At 64.3% G+C, this 19,889-nt stretch carries 14 protein-coding genes; 7 read left to right on the forward strand and 7 right to left on the reverse strand.

The window, feature by feature from the left end; genetic code table 11:
* The 4 genes from ASD45_RS22100 to ASD45_RS22115 are packed head-to-tail and all read left to right on the forward strand — an operon-like array spanning position 1 to position 5,335.
* A complete protein-coding gene (locus tag ASD45_RS22100; RefSeq protein WP_056913996.1) occupies positions 1-1,311 on the forward strand; it encodes a TRAP transporter large permease in 1,311 nt (436 codons plus the stop codon).
* A gap of 24 nt (positions 1,312-1,335) precedes the next feature.
* Positions 1,336-3,045, forward strand: coding sequence for an IlvD/Edd family dehydratase (locus tag ASD45_RS22105; RefSeq protein WP_056913860.1), 1,710 nt, complete (start codon positions 1,336-1,338; stop codon positions 3,043-3,045).
* Between the two features lie 54 nt (positions 3,046-3,099).
* Positions 3,100-3,843, forward strand: a complete 744-nt coding sequence (locus tag ASD45_RS22110) for a thermonuclease family protein (protein ID WP_056913861.1) — start codon at positions 3,100-3,102, stop codon at positions 3,841-3,843.
* Positions 3,844-3,880: 37 nt separating this feature from the next.
* Complete coding sequence (locus ASD45_RS22115) at positions 3,881-5,335, forward strand: M48 family metalloprotease (RefSeq protein WP_056913862.1); 1,455 nt, start codon at positions 3,881-3,883, stop codon at positions 5,333-5,335.
* 77 nt (positions 5,336-5,412) lie between these two features.
* Here the strand turns inward: ASD45_RS22115 and ASD45_RS22120 are convergent, their stop codons facing one another.
* The gene (locus ASD45_RS22120) at positions 5,413-6,375 is read right to left on the reverse strand and encodes a VOC family protein (RefSeq protein WP_056913863.1); all 963 of its coding nucleotides are present in this window, start codon (positions 6,373-6,375) and stop codon (positions 5,413-5,415) included.
* A gap of 126 nt (positions 6,376-6,501) precedes the next feature.
* Between ASD45_RS22120 and ASD45_RS22125 the strand changes: the two genes are divergently transcribed.
* Complete coding sequence (locus tag ASD45_RS22125; RefSeq protein WP_156381042.1) at positions 6,502-6,924, forward strand: hypothetical protein; 423 nt, start codon at positions 6,502-6,504, stop codon at positions 6,922-6,924.
* Here the strand turns inward: ASD45_RS22125 and ASD45_RS22130 are convergent.
* The 6 genes from ASD45_RS22130 to ASD45_RS22155 form a co-directional block, all read right to left on the reverse strand.
* Positions 6,905-7,756 (reverse strand): DUF2066 domain-containing protein, encoded by an 852-nt coding sequence (locus tag ASD45_RS22130; RefSeq protein WP_056913865.1) that lies wholly within the window; start codon positions 7,754-7,756, stop codon positions 6,905-6,907. The two genes, ASD45_RS22125 and ASD45_RS22130, sit on opposite strands and share 20 nt — an antisense overlap.
* Positions 7,757-7,943: 187 nt before the next feature.
* Positions 7,944-8,666, reverse strand: coding sequence for a CarD family transcriptional regulator (locus ASD45_RS22135; RefSeq protein WP_082541117.1), 723 nt, complete (start codon positions 8,664-8,666; stop codon positions 7,944-7,946).
* 345 nt (positions 8,667-9,011) lie between these two features.
* Positions 9,012-9,347: a ferredoxin FdxA gene (gene fdxA, locus ASD45_RS22140; RefSeq protein ID WP_056913867.1), complete on the reverse strand. Its 336-nt coding sequence runs from the start codon at positions 9,345-9,347 to the stop codon at positions 9,012-9,014.
* 100 nt (positions 9,348-9,447) lie between these two features.
* Positions 9,448-9,747: a S4 domain-containing protein gene (locus tag ASD45_RS22145; protein WP_244485617.1), complete on the reverse strand. Its 300-nt coding sequence runs from the start codon at positions 9,745-9,747 to the stop codon at positions 9,448-9,450.
* Positions 9,744-13,025, reverse strand: coding sequence for a helicase-related protein (locus ASD45_RS22150; protein WP_056913868.1), 3,282 nt, complete (start codon positions 13,023-13,025; stop codon positions 9,744-9,746). The genes ASD45_RS22145 and ASD45_RS22150 overlap by 4 nt, the downstream gene beginning before the upstream one ends.
* A gap of 555 nt (positions 13,026-13,580) precedes the next feature.
* Positions 13,581-14,489 (reverse strand): DUF3108 domain-containing protein, encoded by a 909-nt coding sequence (locus ASD45_RS22155; protein ID WP_082541118.1) that lies wholly within the window; start codon positions 14,487-14,489, stop codon positions 13,581-13,583.
* A 290-nt stretch (positions 14,490-14,779) separates the two neighbouring features.
* Here ASD45_RS22155 and rpmB point away from each other — a divergent pair, with 290 nt between their 5' ends.
* A complete protein-coding gene (rpmB, locus tag ASD45_RS22160; RefSeq protein WP_056913869.1) occupies positions 14,780-15,076 on the forward strand; it encodes a 50S ribosomal protein L28 in 297 nt (98 codons plus the stop codon).
* Positions 15,077-15,314: 238 nt separating this feature from the next.
* A complete protein-coding gene (locus ASD45_RS22165) occupies positions 15,315-19,871 on the forward strand; it encodes an autotransporter domain-containing protein (RefSeq protein ID WP_162249485.1) in 4,557 nt (1,518 codons plus the stop codon).
* Positions 19,872-19,889: the final 18 nt, after the last annotated feature.

Consider the following 19,889-nt stretch of genomic DNA (forward strand, 5'->3'; position numbering starts at 1 on the left):
ATGGGATTCCTGTTCCTGTTCCTCGGCTACATGGGCGTTCCCGTGGCCTTCGCGCTGATCGGCGCCGTGCTGCTGGTCACGTCGTTCACGCCGGTCAGTCACGCCTCGATGATCGCTCAGGTCTTCAACGGCATGGATGTCGAAGCGCTGATGGCGATTCCATTTTTCCTGCTGGTCGGCGACCTGATGACCTCGGCGAACGTCACCCAGCGCATGATCACGCTGTCGCAGACTCTGGTCGGCCATCTGCGCGGCGGCCTCGCCCAGGTCGTCACGCTGTTCAGTATGTTTTTTGCCGGCATCTCCGGCTCGTCGGCCGCCGACGTCGCGGTTCTGAGCCGCTCAATCGCGCCGGAAATGGCTCGCGAAGGCTACGACCGAGCGTTCACTGCGGCGCTGATCGCTTCCGCCGCTACCATGGCCAACCTGATCCCGCCCAGCATCATGGCCGTGGTCTATGGCGCCACCGGCAACGTGTCGATCGGCGGTCTGTTTCTCGGCGGCGTCGCGCCGGGCGTGTTCATCGGCATCGGCCTGATGATCTACAGCCACTTCTTCGGCCCGCTCGGCCTGAAACACAAGCGCGCGACCTTCGCGCAGTTCACCGAAGCCGGCAAGCGCAGCGCGGTCCCGTTGATGATTCCGATCATCATCATGGGCGGCATCCTCACCGGCTGGTTCACGCCGAGCGAGGCCGGCATCATTGCCGTCGCCTACATTCTCATCGTCATCATTCCGCTCCTCAACCCGAAGCACTGGCGTTACCTACCGCGCGATTTCGCGCTCACCGGCTTGCTGTATTCGATCCCGCTCATCACCATCGGTGCCGCTTCCGCGTTCGGCTGGATGCTCGCCTATCTGCGTGGTCCCGCCGTGGTCTCGGAATGGATCGCCTATTACGCGGGCAACGATCCGCACCTGATCATGCTGCTGCTGACTGCGTTGTTCATCCTTGTCGGCGACTTTATCGACGCGGTGCCGGCCATCATCATCTTCATGCCCCTCATCTTGGAGCTGACCAAGAATGCGGACATCAACGCCGTCCACATGGGCGTTGTGATCATCACGACCCTTGCCTTCGGCCTGATCACCCCGCCATACGGTCTGTGTCTGTTGATGGCGGCCAAGTTCGTCAACGTGAAGTTTTCGCGGGCCATGCTGGCCTCGTTTCCGATCTACGTCATCTTCTTTGCCGCCATAGCTTTCGCCATTTACTTCCCGGAAATCGTGCTATGGCTGCCGAAACAGCTGCTGCCGCAATCGGTGGGTTGCTTCCGCAATCCCAGCGGCGCGGGCTGGATCTGCCCCTGACGCGCGATGCAATGGACGACGTGAATGAGTAACGGACTTCGGCAAGGCCTCACCAGTTACGGCGACACGGCGTTCTCGCTGTTCCTGCGCAAGGCCTTCATCAAGGGCATGGGCTATTCGGACGACGCGCTCGAGCGGCCTATCGTCGGCATCACCAACACCTATTCCGACTTCAATCCCTGCCACGGCAACGTGCCGCAACTCATCGAGGCGGTGAAGCGCGGCGTCATGCTGGCCGGCGCCATGCCAATGGTGTTCCCGACGATCTCGATCCACGAAAGCTTCGCCTTTCCCACCTCGATGTTCCTGCGCAACCTGATGGCGATGGACACCGAGGAGATGATCCGCGCGCTGCCGGTCGATTCCGTCGTGCTGATCGGCGGCTGCGACAAGACCATCCCGGCGCAGGTGATGGGCGCGGCCAGCGCCGACAAGCCTGCGATTGTCTTGCCGACCGGGCCGATGCTGGTCGGCCACTTCAAGGGCGAGCAACTGGGCGCCTGCACCGACTGCCGGCGCCTGTGGGGGGAATTCCGCGGCGAACGCATGAGCGGCGAGGACATCGAACGCGCCAATGAACGGCTGGTGCCGTCGGTCGGTACCTGCGGTGTCATGGGCACGGCCTCGACCATTGCCTGCATGATGGAAGCGCTCGGCCTGTCGCTGCCGGGCAGCGCCTCGATCCCGGCGGTCCATGCCGACCGCATCCGCATGGCGGAGCTGACCGGCAAGCGCGCCGCCGAGATGACCAAGGGCGGGCCGAAACCGTCGGAGATCCTGACCGAGGCCGCGTTCCGCAATGCCATTGTCATGCTGCAGGCGATCGGCGGCTCGACCAACGGCGTCGTGCATCTCTCCGCCATCGCCGGCCGCACCCCGCACAAGATTACGCTCGAAACCTATGACGAGGTCGGTCGCAGCACGCCGGTGCTGGTCGATCTCAAGCCGACCGGCCAGCACTACATGGAGCACTTCCACCAAGCCGGCGGCGTGCCGCGGCTGATGCAGGAATTGAAAGATTTGCTGGCGCTCGATGCCCAACACGTTGCCGGCGGCACGCTCGGCGACGCCATCAAGACCTTCGAGGATGTGCCGGGACAAACCGTCATTCGCTCGCGCAATGCGCCGCTGAAAAGCGAAGGCGGCCTGGTCGTGCTGCGCGGCAATCTGGCGCCGCGCGGCGCCGTGCTCAAGCAGGGCGCGGCTGCCGCCAAGCTGATGCAGCACGAAGGCCGCGCCGTGGTGTTCGATTCGGTCGCCGACATGACGGCGCGCATCGACGATCCGGCGCTCGAGGTCACCGCCGACGATATTCTCGTCATGCGCAATGCCGGCCCGGTCGGCGCGCCGGGCATGCCGGAAGCCGGTTACATTCCGATTCCGAAGAAGCTGGCGCAACAGGGCGTCAAGGACATGGTGCGCATTTCCGATGCGCGCATGAGCGGCACCGCGTTCGGCACCATCGTGCTGCACATCAGCCCCGAAGCGGCCACCGGCGGTCCGTTGGCGCTGGTGAAGACGGGCGACCGCATCCGTCTCGACGTCAAGGCGCGGCGCATCGATGTTCTGATCGACGACGCCGAGTTGACGAAGCGGCGCGACGCCTGGCGAGCGCCGCCGGTGCCCGAGGTAGCGCAGCGCGGCTACGCCAAGCTCTATCGGGAGCATGTCCAGCAGGCCGATGAAGGCTGCGACTTCGACTTCCTGGCGCGGCCGGACGGCGCAGCGCGCTGAGCGACGCACGGCGCGTATTGACGACCTCAGGTTGTTATCCCGACAATCGTCCGCATGGGTATGGGGCGGCTGATCGCGGGGGTCATCGCGGGCATTGCGACCGCTATGCCGGCGTCCGCCGAACAGCCTTGCACCGGGACGCCCGTCCAGGGGGGTACCGTCGCCGCAGTTCAGGACGGGCGCACGCTCACGCTTGCGGACGGTCGCGAGGTCCGGCTCGCCGGCATCGAGGCACCAGCTGACGGCGACGTCCTGCGGACCCTCGTCGAAGGCCAGCCACTGCGGCTGACGGGAACCGGAGAAGATCGCTACGGCCGCCTCGTCGCCTACGTTTTTCGATCCGCCGACACCGAACCGGTGCAATTGGCCTTGCTGGCGGCTGGTCAGGCGCGCGTTTCGGCCCGGATCGGGGCTAAAAGCTGCGCAGATGCACTTCTGGCGGCGGAACTCGGCGCGCGAAAGGCCGGCCTTGGCCGGTGGGCCGACCCCAATTTTGCCCCTTTAAGTTCCCAAAATTTAACCATGATTTCGGCGGCACGGGGGCACTTTGCCCTCATTCAAGGCCGAGTCTTGTCGGTTCGGGAGAGTGGGGCCACAATCTACGTGAATTTCGGGCGGCGCTGGACGCGCGACTTTTCCGTCATTATCCCAAAGCGCGCCCGCGGTAGCTTTGCCGCCGCCGGTATCGACATCAAGACACTCGAACACCGCCGCATCAGGGTGCGCGGCATCGTCGAGCAACGGAGCGGCCCGATCGTCCAGGCGATCGCGCCCGAGCAAATCGAATTGATCGACTGAGCATATGCGTAACGTGGCAAGTGAGATGAGGGAGTGGATGCTGCGCGCGCGGCCAGCCTGGCTCGTCGTGCCCGTGCTGCTCACCTTGCTCGCCGGCTGCGCGCAGGTCTCCGACTCGCCGCGCCAGGTCTCGCTGCCGATCCCGAAGACGCTCGATCGTGACGAAGCGGCGCCGGCAGCGGTGCGCGAGAACGCGCGCATCCTCGCCTCCTACGGCGGGCTTTATGAAAATCCGAAGATGCAGGCCGAGATCGAGAAGATCGTGGCCCGGCTGGTTGCCGCCTCCGAACGGCCCGACCTGAAATACCAGGTGACGATGCTGAACTCGCCGGCGGTCAACGCCTTCGCGCTGCCGAACGGCAATCTCTATGTGTCGCGCGGGCTGATCGCCCTCGCCGCCGACAAGGCCGAACTAGCTTCGGTGCTGGCGCATGAGATGGGTCACGTCATTGCCCGCCATGCCGCCATTCGTGCCGAGCAAGCGCGGCAGACGGCGCTCATCAGCCAGGTGGTGAGCGAAGTTCTCTCCGATCCCAACATGGGCGCGCTGGCGCTCGCCAAATCGCGGCTCACTTTGGCCGCGTTCTCGCGGGCGCAGGAGTTCGAAGCCGACGGCATCGGCATCGGCATTTCGGCGCGCGCCGGATTCGACAGCTACGGCGCGGCGCGCTTCCTGACGGCGATGCAGCGCAATGCCGACGTCAAGGGCGCCAGCAACGCGGCCGGCGTCGATCCGCACGTCGCCGACTTCCTCTCCAGTCATCCGGCAACGCCGGAGCGCGTGAAGAACGCCGTCGCCAATGCGCGGCAGTTCTCCGGGCCCGGTAACGGCGAACGCGATCACGACGCCTATCTCGCCGACATCGAGGGCATGGTCTATGGCGAAGACCCCAGCGAAGGCTACGCCCGTGGCCGTCACTTCCTGCATCCCAAGCTCGGCTTCACCTTTACCGCCCCGCCCGGCTTCTCGCTCGACAACACCGCGCAGGCCGTGCTCGGTCTCAAGGACGGCGGCGGCGAAGCCATGCGGCTCGACGTCGTCAGCGTGCCGGCCGAGCAGCGGTTGAGCGACTATCTGAAATCCGGCTGGATCGACAACGTCGACGCTTCGAGCGCCGAGGATTTCTCGATCAACGGCTTCCCCGCAGCGACTGCTTCCGCCAAGGGTGAGCGCTGGTCGTTCCGGTTGTTCGCCGTGCGCTTCGGCAGCGACGTCTATCGCTTCATCTTTGCGGCTCGCGACCTGACGGCGGCGAGCGACAAGTCGTTCCGCGAATCCGTGATGACGTTCCGCCGCATGAGCGTGAGGGAAAGCGCCGGCGTCAAACCGCTGCATATTCGCGTCATCGCGGCGAAGGCCGACGACACGATCGAGACGCTGGCGCAGCGCATGGCGACCGATCACAAGCTCGAGCGCTTCCTGCTGCTCAACGGCTTCCAGAGCCACGACAAGCTGAAGCCCGGGCAAAAGGTGAAAGTGGTGATGGAGTAGCCACCGCTGTCACGCAGCAAAACAAAACGGCCGGAGTTTTCACCCCGGCCGTTTGCATATCCATCCTTGCGATGCGCTCAGTTCTCTCCCGCCTCGCGGTTGAGCGTGAATTCCCGCGGCACCTCGGGACCCCACAGGTAGAAGGAGTCCTCAGGCTTGTGATCGGCCGCGGCCCAGCGATCTTCCTTCGGGATATAGTCGATGTCGCAGGAGTACTCGGCGAACGATCCCCACGGATCCATGATGTAGTGGAAGTAGTTGGAGCCGAGCACGTGACGCCCCAGGCCCCAACCCTTCTGGTAGCCCTTGTCGTGCATGCGCATCGCGCCGAGGCCGATGTCGTTGACCGACGTGACGTCCCACGAACAATGGTGGAAGCCGGGCGCCGACGACTTCACCAGCGCCAGCAGGTGATGATCGCTGCCGTGGATGCCGTGCATGAAAGCGACGAGGTCGGATGCACGATCCGACAGGCGCAGGCCGAGCGTGCGCTCATAGAACTCGATCGACTTCAACACGTCGCTGGTGAAGATCAGCACATGCGACAACCGGCGCGGCCGCACCGCCGGCGACGCGGCGCGCGTCGTCGCCGCCGCCTGACCCGGTCCGACGGTAACCCACTCGCTGACGGCTTTCTGATCCGGCGACACCTTGGGCGCCACCTTCACTTCCATCAGGATTCCTTCGTGATTGCGGAACCAGAAGCCGTTGCTTTCGAAACCCGGCGGCGGATCGATGAGCTTGATGCCCTGGCCTTCGATCCGCTTCTTCAGGCGGTCAATGTCCTCGGCGTAACAGCCGAACGACAAATGATGCAGCGCCTTGGTTTTACCTTCGATCACCGAGCCCCAGGCGTGCTCGTGACCGAAGGTCTTGAGCTGCAAGGTATTGCCCTTGCGCACCATGTTGAGGCCGAAATTTGTATAGAATTCGTCCGCCGCGTTCATGTCCGGAACCGCGAGCACGAACTGATCGAGCGAGTGGATGCCGAACTCGTCGGAGCTGGCGGTCGGCGCGACATAGCCGCCGATGGCAGTCATATTCAGGCTCCCTAGACCTTGTTTAGCTTTCGGCGCGCATAATACCCCCGCCCCTGACTGGCGCAAAGGGTTCCTCAACTGTGATTTGCCCATCCGGCCCACTCCGGCGGGCCGTGGAGTGAGGGGGTGGAACGCAAGCCTGCCATTCCCACTTGTCCTGCAATGGAAATGTCAGGACGCGACGGGTTGGGCTTTTCGGTGGCGATCTATATGGGCGCTATCGTTGGCACCATGGGCGTGCTGGGCCTGCCGCTTTATATGGCACTCGGACCTCAGGTCTATGAAAACCCGCGACCGCGTCCGCTGAACCCTCTGCTGAACGGACCGATCGTCGGAAAACGCGTTTCGACGCCGCTGCCGCTGGCGCTGCTGGACAAGCCGGTCCTAGTGGACCCCGCCGTCGTCGCCCAGCTCAATGAGCGGCCCCGCCAGGCCAAGCCCGCTCGCCACGTCGTGGCGCATCAGCCCGTGCGGCGCGAACGGGCCGCGGCAGTCGCGGAACTCCCGCAACGGTCCGGTTTCTCGCTGTTCAATCTATTCGGCGGCTGATCGGCGCTCCATTGCCCGACAGCGCCCGCATGGAGCCGCGCAACGCGATGCGAAACGCTTCGTCGTAGTTGATGCCGCTCACCGACCACACAAATTGCCGACCGCCCGCGACGATCCGCCATGTCGCGATCCAGCCATGCGCCTTGTCGCTCCAGACGAGTTCGCCGATCAATGGCTGATCGCCACCCGCGACTTTGGCCAGCGCCTCGGCCTTGTCGCGGACAAGCTTCGGCCCGGCCGCGGGTGTAATGCCGTTGGCGCGTAGCGACTCGGCCGCCGGCAATACGACATTCAGGCCATAGCGTTGCACCGCGTTGCCGAGGGATTCGCGCATGTCGGGATCGAAGTCGCCGTCCTTGGCCAGCACGCCGTCGTGCGTACGCCCGCGCACCGTGACGATCATCGCCAGCGTCGGGCGCTTGCCCTTCCAGGTCTTGCGACCCAGTGAGGCCAGCACAGTGTCGATCTTGGCCGGATTGAAATGGCAGGTGAGGAAATGCGGCCGGTCGTAGGTGCCCTGCTCGTCGTGAATGGCCCGGCCGGACAGTCGGTCGAAGTAGGAGAACGTATCGATATAGTCAGCGGCGCGGCTGGCGAGCGCCGGCACGCGCTTGCTGTCGAGGATGGTGACGTCGCCTGATGCCCGCACCAGCACATCTTCAAAACAGAGCTTGAAGCCGAGCGGCCGGTTGCGCTCGTCTTTGCCGGTGACGACCGCTTGCGCAACGTAAATATCGTCGAGCGCAATCGGCGGCGGCGGCTTGGTCTCGGCCGCATCGGCGTGACCGCCACTCACGATCAGGGCAAAAGCAAACAACAGATATTTGAGCATGCCCACTCTCTCGGACCTACGACGAAAGGTTCGTCAGCAGCGCGTTTCAAGTCAAATGCAGAAAACGAATGACGCGTGGGTGCGTCGTCGCGCCAACGAAAAAGCCCGGCATCGCTGCCGAGCTTGATTTCGTTGTGCGTCTGTCTGGTTTGAGGTCCAGAGGCATTCCGCCTCAATCCTCATCCTTTCAGGCGGCTTCTTCCTCGGAAGCCTCGTCGGTGCCGGCCTCTTCAGCGGGCTTCGGACCGCGGCGCGGACCCTTGGCAAGGGCGCCTTCGATTTCCTTGACCGCTTCGGTCTCGGTCACCTTCTGCACCGCCGCGATCTCGCGCGACAGCCGGTCGAGCGCCGCCTCATAGAGCTGGCGTTCGGAGTAGGACTGCTCCGGCTGCGTGTCCGAACGGAACAGGTCGCGGACCACCTCGGCGATGGCGACGATGTCGCCCGAGTTGATCTTGGCTTCGTATTCCTGGGCGCGACGCGACCACATGGTGCGCTTGACGCGGGCACGGCCCTTGAGGGTCTCCAGCGCCTTCTTCACCAGCGGCGGTTCAGCCAGCTTGCGCATGCCGACCGAGACAATCTTCGCGGTCGGAACGCGAAGCGTCATCTTGTCCTTGATGAAATTGATGACGAACAGTTCCAGCTTGGCGCCGGCAATTTCCTGTTCCTCGATCGCCATGATCTGGCCGACACCATGGGCCGGATAGACGATGAATTCGTTGGTCTTGAAGCCTTGGCGCTGGGTGGTCTTCTTATTGGGGGCAGTCGGCATTCCGGGCATTGCTCCTTCGCCGGCGGCCTTGCGGGCGCCGGTAACTTTGGCTGCGGGTGCTGCGCCACGGACTGGACCGCGGGCCGCATGCGAGGTCCGCCGGGGTTCGGCGGGCTTTTTGGGCTTCCGGCTCATGCCGGTCACACCTTTCTTCGATTTTTGACGCGATTTACCAGCCACAGCTCACGCGTGGATCACACGCCCTTCTATGGAACCTTGGGACGGCCCGCGAAAAATAAAGCTCCCGGTTGGAGGGAGCCAATCCATGTGCGGGTTTCTTCATTTTCATCAGGATTTGGCCGTATGTAGCACATTTTTGGCCAAAATCAAAGTCTTATGACGTTACAAATCGGCAACCCAGACGTCGCAAAGCCGCCATCCTGCCATCGCGGTTAATACCGGCGGGACTATCGGGGAAAAACTTGCCGCTCAAAAGTAAGAGTTCCGTCAGCCGAGGCGGCCGTCCGGACACCGGCGGCGTCAGTCGCCCTGGCCGGGCTTGGGCGAGAATTGTTCGAGCTTGCCCGGCTTGCCATCCCATTCCTTGGCGTCTTCCGGCGCCTCGCGCTTGATGGTGATGTTGGGCCAGCTCTTGGCGTATTCGGTATTGAGCTCGAGCCACTTTTCCAGGCCCGGTTCGGTGTCCGGCTTGATCGCCTCGGCCGGACATTCCGGTTCACAGACGCCGCAATCGATGCATTCGTCCGGATGGATGACGAGCATGTTCTCGCCTTCGTAGAAGCAGTCCACCGGACAGACTTCCACGCAGTCCATGTACTTGCACTTGATGCAGTTCTCGGTGACGACGTAGGTCATTCAAGGCTCCGCAGCACGCAGACGTGCCTACCTAAAGCGCCAAGGGAGCACAAGCCCCGGCCACCGCCATGATCTGGCGCAAATTCCGCTGCCGCCGGGGTCAGGCGCCCGGCTCCAGGCTGCGGTATGTCACGACGGCATCACGCGGCGAACCGCGCCTTTCGCAGAAGCCGGCGACTTCGATGACGCGCACCGACCGATCAAGCGCCACCGTCACCACGTCGCCGAGCCGCAGCGCGTGCCCCGGCGCGGTGACGCGCTGGCCGTTGACGCGGGTATGCCCGGCCTCGACCAGCCGCGCCGCATCGCTCCGCGTGCGCACGATGCGCGCATGCCAAAGCCATTTGTCGATGCGTTGGCGCTCGTTCCCCAGTTCGGGGCGCTGCGCAGCCGCGCTCAAGAATCCTTGCCCTCGAGCTGTTGCTTGAGCGCCGCGAGTTTGGCGAAAGGCGAGTTCGGATCCGGCGCCTTGTCGCGTCCACCCGAACCGCCGCCGGGCCGCGCGAAATATTTGTCGCGGTCGGCCCGCTCGACCTGGTCACGCTCGCGGCGGCGACCCTGCCGCGGCGGCCGGCCGTCCTGCGGACTGTCCTGCTTGCGCTTGTCGAAGCCTTTATTGAAGCTCTTGGCCTGACGCTCCATCCGCTCGCGTCGCTCATTGCGCTCGGGTCGCTCATTGCGGTGTTCCTGACGCGGAGCACCGTCGGCAGCAACGGGCTGCGCAGCGACAGCGGGCGCTGGTGCCGCGCCGTCTGCAGCCGGTGCCTGTTGCGGCCGTTGGCCGCGACGCGGACGTTGATGATGCGGACGGCGTTCGCCGCCATGCCCACCGGGCCGCCAGACTTCGATCAGTTCAGGTTCGGCCTTGGATTCGCTTGCGGCAGCCTCCGGCGACGCAGCCTCCGGCGCCGCGACAGTGCCGTCGCCGGCGATCGGCGCGGAAGCCTCCACGGCCTCCACCAAGCCAGTAACCTCGCCGCCAACTTCGGGCACGGCCGCTGAAACCGGGGCATCGCTGACGCTCTCCGGCACCGGAAGGAGATCCGCCTCCGGAAGCAGGGAAATCGACGACGACGCTTCGGCCGGCGTCTCGGTGACGGCCTCGGCAGGCTGTTCGGTCACGACTTCCGACGGCGCTGCTTCTGCCGCCGTTGCTTCCGTCGTTGCCGTCGCTTCCGCTTCCGCGGGCTTTTCAGTCGGCTTCTCGACCGGCTTGGGCTTGCGATCCATGCGATAGCCGAGCGAGCGCAGGATCGAGGCAAAGTCCTCGCCCGACGCGCCGGTCAGCGACGTCATTGCGCCAGTGATCGTGAAGCTGCGGCCGTCGAACGCACCATCCGGCTTCGGCGACACGCCCTCGCGCCAGGACAAAGCCGGGCGGATGAGGTCGGCGAGGCGCTCCAGGATATCGACGCGCACCGCGCGTTCGCCGCAGATGCGGTAGCCCGACATCCGGTACAGCGCTTTCGGCGTGTCCTTGTCGACCGGGATCGACGTCCGTCCCGACGCGGCAAGATGCAAGAGTTCAGTGACGCCGTGCGCGTCCGGACCCTCGTGCTTGAGCGCATGCAGTTGCGTCGCCAAAGCGCGCGGCGCCGGCTTGAGCAGCGCCGGCAGATAGATGTGATAGGCGCCGAAGCGTACGCCGTATTTGCGCAAGGTGGCGCGCGAGGGCTGATCGAGTCCCTTCACTTCCTCGGCCACCTTCTGCCGCTCGAGCACACCGAGGGACTCGACGACCTGGAAGGCGATACCGCGTCCGATCCCGGTGACGTCCTCGGCGGCCGACAGCGAGAACAACGGCGCGAGCAGTTTCTCGATGTGATTCTTGAGCCAGAGATCGAGGCGGTTCTGCACCAGCTCGCGCGCCGGACCGGTGAGATGTTCATCGGCGACGATGCGCACGCGCGGCCGCAGCGTGTCGTCGCCGGCCACCAGCTTGCCGACCAGTTCGCCGGTCCAGCGGATGACGCCGTCATTGGCGAGCACGATGTGATCGCTCGACGCTTGCGACAGTTTGGTGGCGCGCGCTTCGATCTCGCCGGCCAGCACCTTCTGCGCGGCGGCATTCAGCGCCTTGGCTTCGGAGCCTGCCGCGGAAGCGTCGGGGGCGAACATGAAGCCGTCGAGCCGGCCAATGACATGGCCCTCCACGGTGACGTCGCCGGTTTTTCCGATTTGTGTTTCGAGCATCGTGTTCTCTCGCAGCCTCCGCATCAGGACGCTGGTGCGGCGGTCCACGAAGCGTTCGGCCAGACGCTCATGCAACGCGTCCGACAGTTTGTCTTCGATCGTGCGGGCGACACCTTGCCAGTGATCTGGGTCGGCAAGCCAATCCGGGCGGTTGGCAACGTAAGTCCAAGTCCTGACATGCGCGATCCGGTTGGAGAGGGTGTCGATGTCGCCGTCGGTCCGGTCGGCCTGAGCGAGCTGACGGGCGAACCAATCTGTAGGGATGTTACCCTCTCGCAGCAAGAATCCATAGAGGGTCACGACCAATTCGGCATGGGTCGCCGGTGCGATCTTCCGATAGTCCGGGACCTGACACGTGTCCCACAGGCGCTCGATCGCGGCGGCATTGGTGGCGAGCGCCTTCACATCATCGTCACGCACCGCATGTTCGAGGACCAGAATGTCCTCTCCGGTCGGCGCCCGGGTCAGCCCCTGTTCCTGCGGCGGCATGGCAAGCGAGGCCTGCAGCGCGCCCAGGGAGGTGAAATCGATTGCAGAATTGCGCCACTGCAACATCCGCACCGGCTCGAAGTTGTGGCTTTCCAGCGCGTGGACCAGTTCCTGATCGAACGGATCGCAGCGCCCGGTCGTGCCGAAGGTGCCATCGCGCATGGCGCGGCCGGCCCGTCCGGCAATCTGGCCGAGTTCGGAAGGATTGAGCTTGCGGAACTGGTAACCATCGAACTTGCGGTCCGAGGCGAATGCGACGTGATCGACGTCCAGATTGAGACCCATGCCGATGGCATCGGTGGCAACCAGATAATCCACGTCGCCGGACTGGTACATCGCCACCTGCGCGTTGCGCGTGCGCGGGCTCAGCGCGCCGAGCACAACCGCCGCGCCGCCGCGCTGACGGCGGATCAACTCGGCGATGGCGTAGACCTCGGCGGCGGAAAACGCCACGATCGCCGAGCGCGACGGCAGACGCGTGAGCTTTTTCTCACCGGCGTAAGTGAGCATCGACAGGCGCGGCCGCGACACGATGTTGGCGCCGGGCAGCAGCTTTTCGACGATGCCGCGCATGGTCGCGGCCCCCAGAACCAATGTTTCTTCCCGGCCGCGCATGTTGAGCATGCGGTCGGTGAAGACGTGGCCGCGCTCGAAATCGGCTCCGAGCTGGATCTCATCGACGGCAACAAACGCGACGTCGAGATCGCGCGGCATGGCCTCGACCGTCGAGACCCAATAGCGCGCGTGCGGGGGCTTGATCTTCTCTTCACCCGTAATGAGAGCAACATTGCCCTCGCCGGCGCGCGCCACGACCTTGTTGTAGACCTCGCGCGCGAGCAGCCGCAGCGGCAGGCCGATCACTCCCGAGGAATGCGCCAGCATCCGCTCGATCGCGAGGTGAGTCTTGCCGGTATTGGTGGGACCGAGCACGGCGGTGACGCCGGCGCCGCGAACACGCGACTGGCGCTGGGGCTGCGGAGAGAAGGAAATCGTCATTACGCTCCAGACGCGGCATCGCCCCCGGGTGAGGCCATGCCGCAGGCTCCTCTAACACATTGCGCCATTCCGACAGCTTCAAACAGCCTACCGGACGCCCGTGTTAACTCTTGGAACAGCCGCCGAACGAAACCCGCCCGAATCACTGATCGCCGGCGAATGCGGCTTCGTTCACGGCGATATCTCGTCAACGATACCGGGATAGCCACTAGATAGGGTTCCGAAGGTCTGCCGGCCACCCCGAGAACGCGCGCCAATCGTTAATTGTCCGCGGCCTGGTGTCCCGTTTTTACCGCGGCGCTGCTCGCGCCGGATTGTCTCAAATTGCGACGTGTGCAGTGAGGCGTCTTAAGTTCCGGAACGAGTCTGGAACGAAGCGGGGGCGAATCAGTGACTCGCGGTGACTTCGGATTCGTTCACGGCGATATCTGGGACGATTCTTGGCGAGTCCCACCACATCAGGTGCCGGGCACCGGATTCATTGGGCTTTTCAGGTGGTCAATTCTTAATGCCCGCGCGAGTCGGTCTGGTGGAAAAGAGTCAAGCCAGATTCGCTCACGGCGCGTTGGATTCGGTCGCCGCCGCCTTGGCCGGCTTTTCGCGCGGCTTGATCGACGCTTTGATCGGTTCGCTGGGTTTGGCCGGCACGGCGGTCGCGACGAACTCCGTCGCCTGCAAAATGGCGCGACCGATCGGCGTCGGCCCCTCGGCGCGGAACGGCACCAGCACCCGCGTGCCGGCGATCGGCACCAGCCAGATTTCCATGTCGCGCTGCTCGGACAGATATTTGATGGCCGCGCGCGTCGGGATGTAGCCGGCGACCGGCGAGAAACTCACGGCGCAGACCACCGCCGGCCCGGCATAGCCCTTGTCGGCCTTGACCTGATCGGTGCGCTTGTAGGTGAGGCGTAGATCGTAGCGCAGCCGGCCGTCGAATACCGCAAGGGTGCGGGCGCAGGCTTCGGCAGTCATGAGATCGCCGTGACCCGGCATGCGGATCAAGGTCGCGGTCATCGGGTCGAGCACGCCGCGCTTGGATGCCTCGGTGACCGGCACCCGCTCGGCTTCGGTTTCCGCGGGCGGATCGAGCTTGAGGTCCCGAACCGCGCCGGCATCGACTTTCAGCCTGATTTCATCGACTTTTTTGTAGGAATGGATGCTGGCCGTGTAACTCGACAGCACCGGTTTGCCGCCCTGCACGGTGCCGTGGGTGATGGTCTGGCCGTAGCCGCCGGTGAATGCGCGCATCAGGCCGGTGGTGGTGCCGGTTGCGGTCGCCGAATAGTCGGCGTCGTCCACGGTGATCAGCCAGGACCCCTCGCCGATCGGCAGCCCGGCCAAAGTCGCAACATAGCGCGCGTCGAGCCGGGCCTGGGCCGCCGCCGGACCGGCGAATGCGAGCGCGGCCAGGGCGGCGCTCGCCGCCACCTGACCGATCCGTTGCCATTGCCGATTTGCCCGCACGGAAATTGCTCCTGCACCAAGGGCGCCGCCCTGTGGTCGGCTCGCATTGCGCCAATTCTTTGATGCGTCGCTTGACCCGGTTAATCTAGGCCAACCGGGGCGAAAAAGCCTGAATTCCGGGTCAAATCGGCGCCAATCCCCAACTTGACGCGAAAGCCTGCGATCTCTATACGTCCCCGGTCCAAGCCCCTCATCGCTGGAACGCACTGGCGCAAGCCTAAGCGCTTGTCGGGGCAACAACTTTTCTCGCGGCGCCGGAAAGGCGACGCGCCATACGAAGGATGAGTGCCATGTCCTGGCGTTGCGATCTGACCGGTAAGAAGCCGCTCGTCGGCCACAAAGTGAGCCACTCGAACATCAAGACCAAGCGTCGGTTCATGCCGAACCTGCAGAGCGTCTCGCTGACGTCGGAGATTCTCGGCCGCACCGTGCGCGCCCGCATCTCGACCAACGCGCTGCGCACCGTCGATCATCGCGGCGGCCTCGACGCCTTCCTGCTCAAGGCCAAGGACGCCGACCTGGCGCCGAAGATGCTCGTGCTCAAGCGACAGATCGTGAAGAAGTCGGCGGTCGCGAAAGCGAGCTAAGCTTCTCGACCGATTGTGATTTGAAAACGCCGCCCGCGAGGGCGGCGTTTTTGTTTGTCTTTGTCTGTCCTGAGCGCGATTTCTCGAGCCTCGGGATTCTGAAAGACATTTCAGAAAGACATCAGAACTTCGCCACCGTCCCTTCAGGACATGCGCGACCACGCCATGGGATGAAATCCCGAGAGTACCGTTGTTCGCGGGCCAGCCGGCCTGCCGCGGCCGCTCGGGAGATCGCGGCGTGGTGTCGGGATTCGTGAGGCGTCGGTTCGGAAAGCCGCACCGGCTGCGCGCCGCCTTGCTGGCATCGACGGCGCTGGTCGCCGCCGCGGTCATATCGGCCCCCGGCCCGGCCCGGGCCCAGGACGCGACTTGGCTCGCCAATCCGGGTTCCGCCGACTTCAACACCGGGAGCAACTGGGACACCAGCAGCGTGCCGACCGGCACGGCGTATTTCGACGCGACGAGCACCTCCAGTCTGGTTTTTTCAACCGGCCCAACGACGATTGGCGGCTGGACGTTCAACACGGGCGCTTCGAACTACACGTTTACCAATAATAATCAGCTCTATTTCAACGGCGCCGGAATTGCCGTTAACGGCGGAAGCGTCACCATCAACAGCATTAACGAGCTGATTTTCTTTAACAGCAGCACGGCGGGCAGCGCCACCATCAACAACTCCAGCGACCTGCAATTCTTCGACACCAGCTCGGCAGGTACTGCCACAATCACCAACAACAACACCCTGGGCTTCATCACCTCAAGTACGGCGGGAAGCGCCACTATCACCAACAATAGCGACCTGGGCTTCTACGACAGCGCCACGGCGGGAAGCGCCACCATCACCAACAGCCACAGCGTGACCTTCCATGGCAACAGCACCGCGGGCAGCGCGCAGTTGATCAACAACGGCGCCAGTGCGGTGTTCGATTTCTCCGGCAGCACCGGGCCGAACGGCGACAACAAGATATCGGCCGGTTCGATCGCCGGCGACGGCACATTCTACCTCGGCGCCAACGAACTGACGGTCGGCTCCAACAACCTGTCGACCGAGGTAAGTGGCGTCATCTCCGGCAGCGGTTCGCTGGTCAAGACCGGAAACGGCACGCTGATCCTGACCGGCGCCAACACCTATACCGGCGGCACCACCCTCAGCGGCGTCGGCAGCGAACTGTGGCTCGGCAATAACACCGGTGGGGTTGGCTCAATTCTGGGGGCGGTCACCATCGGTAGTGGAAGCTTGTTCAAGATCGTCGACGCCGACACAAGCGGCATCACGACAATCACGAACAATGGCTACACATTTTTCTACAATGCCACGAGCGCCGGCAACGCCACCATCACCAATAACAACGTCCTGAATTTCTTCAACACCAGCACGGCTGGCAGTGCCACCATCACCAACAATGCCAACCTGAATTTCTACGGCACCAGCACCGCCGGCACGGCCACTTTTACCAACACCGGCTACGGCCTGACAAGTTTCCGCGACTCGAGTACGGCCGGCAGCGCCACCATCACCAACGACGGTACCTTCGGGTTCTACGACACCAGCAGCGCCGGCAGCGCCGCCATTACAAACACCTACAGCATGCTGTTCTACGGCAGCAGCACGGCGGGCAGCGCCACCATCATCAACAACTATGCGCTGACTTTCAGGGACGCCGCCTCGGCCGGCAGCGCCACCATCACGAGCGGCTCCAGCGGAAATTTCGGTTTCTACGGCACCAGTACAGCCGGCAGCGCCACCATCACCAACAGCGGGAGCATGTGGTTCAACGACACTGGCACGGCGGGCAGCGCATCGATCGGCAACAGCGGCACATTGACTTTCTACAACGCCACCACGGCGGGCGACGCTACCATCACGAACAGCAACGGTCACACGACCGAGTTCCGGGGCAACAGCACCGCGGGCAACGCGCAGTTGATCAATAACGGCGCGAGTGCCGCCTTCGATTTCTCCGGCACGGTCGGCCCCAACAGCGATAACAAGGTGAGCGCCGGCTCGATCGCCGGCGACGGTACGTTCAATCTCGGCGCCAACGAACTGACGGTCGGCGGCAACAACCTGTCGACCACGGTCAGCGGCGTGATCTCGGGCTCCGGCTCGCTGGTGAAGACCGGCACCGGCACGATGACGCTGAGCGGGACCAACACCTACACCGGCGGCACCACTTTTGCCGGCGGCACCGTGAGCGTGTCGTCCGATGCCAATCTCGGGGGCGCGGCCGGCAGCCTGACCTTCAATGGCGGCAGCTTGCAGGTCACCGGCACTGCGTTCACCTCGACGGCACGCGCCATCACGCTGGGCGCGGGCGGCGGCACATTCGATATCGCCGACGCCGCCAACTCGTTCTCGGTCACTCAAGGGATGACCGGGACTGGCGGCCTGACCAAGACCGGAGCGGGCACGCTAATCCTCTCCGGGGCCAACACCTACAGCGGCGCTACCACGGTCAGCGCCGGCATCCTGGACATCCAGGACAGTATTGCGTCAAGCACGGTCACCAACAACGCCAGGCTGAACTATTCCAACAGTACCACGGCCGGCAGCGCATCGATCACCAACAATGCCGGCGGGGCGATCGTATTCTACGGCACCAGCACGGCCGGCAATGCCAATATCACCAACAACGCCATCTTGAATTTCAATTCCGGCTCCACGGCCGGCAACGCCACCATTACCAACAACGCAGACCTGACGTTCTCCGACAGCAGCACGGGCGGCAGCGCATCGATCACCAACTTACACGAGTTGACATTCTACGGTAACACAACGGCCGGCAGCGCCGTCATCACCAACTTGGGCACAGTACTGTTCGACGGCAACTCGACGGCCGGCAGCGCGCAACTGATCAACAGCGGAAGCAGCGCCGTCGTCAACTTTTGGACTCCCGGCCCGGCCAGCGACGGCCGGATCACCGCCGGATCGCTCGCCGGCGGCGGCCGCTTCGACCTCAACAGCACCGAACTGACGGTCGGCAGCAACAACCTGTCGACGGAGGTGACCGGCGTGCTGACCGGCGACGGGCTCACGACGGGAACGTCGCTGATCAAGACCGGCACCGGCACACTGACCTTGTCCGGCACCAACACCTACACCGGCGCAACCACCGTGGATAGCGGCACGTTGCTGGTCAACGGCTCGATTGCCAGTTCGCCGTTGGTCTTGGTCAATCCCGGCGCGACACTTGGCGGCACCGGTACCGTTGCGACGACCTTTCTCGACAGCGGCGCGACGCTGGCGCCGGGCACACCAGGCAGCATCGGCACGCTGACGGTTCAGGGCAATCTGACGTTCTGCAATTGCAGCATCTATGCCGTGAAGGTCTCTCCCACGGGGGCCGACAAGACCGTGGTCACCGGACAAGCGGCACTTGGCGGGACTGTGCAAGCCACGGCACTCACCGGCAGTTTCCGCGGCCAGACCTACACGATTCTTAATGCCACCGGCGGATTGGGCGGCACGCAATTCGACAGCCTGACCTTCACCGGCAGCAGCATCAGCCCCGGCGCGCGCAATCCGCACCTGACCTACGACGCCAACAACGTCTATCTGGTGCTCGATCCCGGTACGTTGCAACTTTCCTCCGGCGCCTCCGGCAACCAAAGCAGCGTCGCAGGCGGTATCAACAACGCGGTGCTGAACGGCGGCACGCCGCCGTCAGGCTTCGATACGTTGCTCAATTTGAGCGGCTCGCAGCAAACGAACGCGCTCAATCAACTGTCCGGCCAGCCCGGCGCCGCCATCACGCAAAGCGCGTTCGACGCCATGCGCCAGTTCATGACAATGCTCGGCGGCTCCGCCGATAGCGGCGAAGGTGGCGTGACGTCATTCGCGGACGAGGCGCTCGGCTATGCATCGGCCGGCAAGCGCAACGCCAAAAAATCAGAAGCCTATGCCGCGGTGACGCCGCGCGACCGGCGCGCTGTTTCATTCGAGCGACGCTGGGGCGTCTGGGCCTCCGGCTACGGCGGCTCCAGCACGATCAATGGCAGCACGTCGTCCGGCACCAGCACCACCACAAGCCGCGTTTACGGCACCGTCGTGGGTGCTGACTATCGCGCAACGCCGGACACACTGATCGGCTTCGCGCTTGGTGGCGCCGGCTTCAATTTCTCGCTGACGGATGGGCTGGGCAGCGGCCGCGCCGACCTGTTCCAGATGGGGCTCTATGGCCGGCACAACCTCGGCGCCGCCTACGTCGCCGCGTCGCTCGCTTACGGCTGGCAGGACGTCACCACCGACCGCACCGTGACCGTGTCCGGCGTCGACAAGCTCACCGCCAATTACAAGGCCAGCACATTCGCCGCGCGCGGCGAAACCGGCTGGCGCTTTGCGCCATTGCCGGCGTCTGGCGTTGGCGTCACGCCCTACGCCGCGTTGCAGGTCACCAGCTTCCGCCTGCCGGGCCACAGCGAGACCGCGACCTCGGGCAGCAACACCTTCGCACTCTCTTACAATGCGCAGACCACGACGAACGTCCGCACCGAACTCGGCAGCCATCTCGACCGGCCGTTCCTCGTGCGCGACGGCCTGTTCACCGTGCGCGGGCGGGTCGCCTGGGCGCACGATTCCAACACCGACCGGCCGGTGACGGCGACGTTCCAGACCCTGCCCGGCTCGACGTTCACCACCAATGGCGCCAAGCCCACCGCCGACGCCGCGCTGATCAGCGCCGGCGCCAAGATGGACTGGCTCAACGGCTTCTCGCTCGCCGGCACCTTCGAGGGCGAATTCTCCGCCACCACCCGCAACTACGCCGGCAAGGCGACCCTGCATTACGCCTGGTGACCTGGGTCAAACGGTCGC

The sequence above is a fragment of the Pseudolabrys sp. Root1462 genome (assembly GCF_001426945.1).
Classification (GTDB): Bacteria; Pseudomonadota; Alphaproteobacteria; order Rhizobiales; family Xanthobacteraceae; genus Pseudolabrys.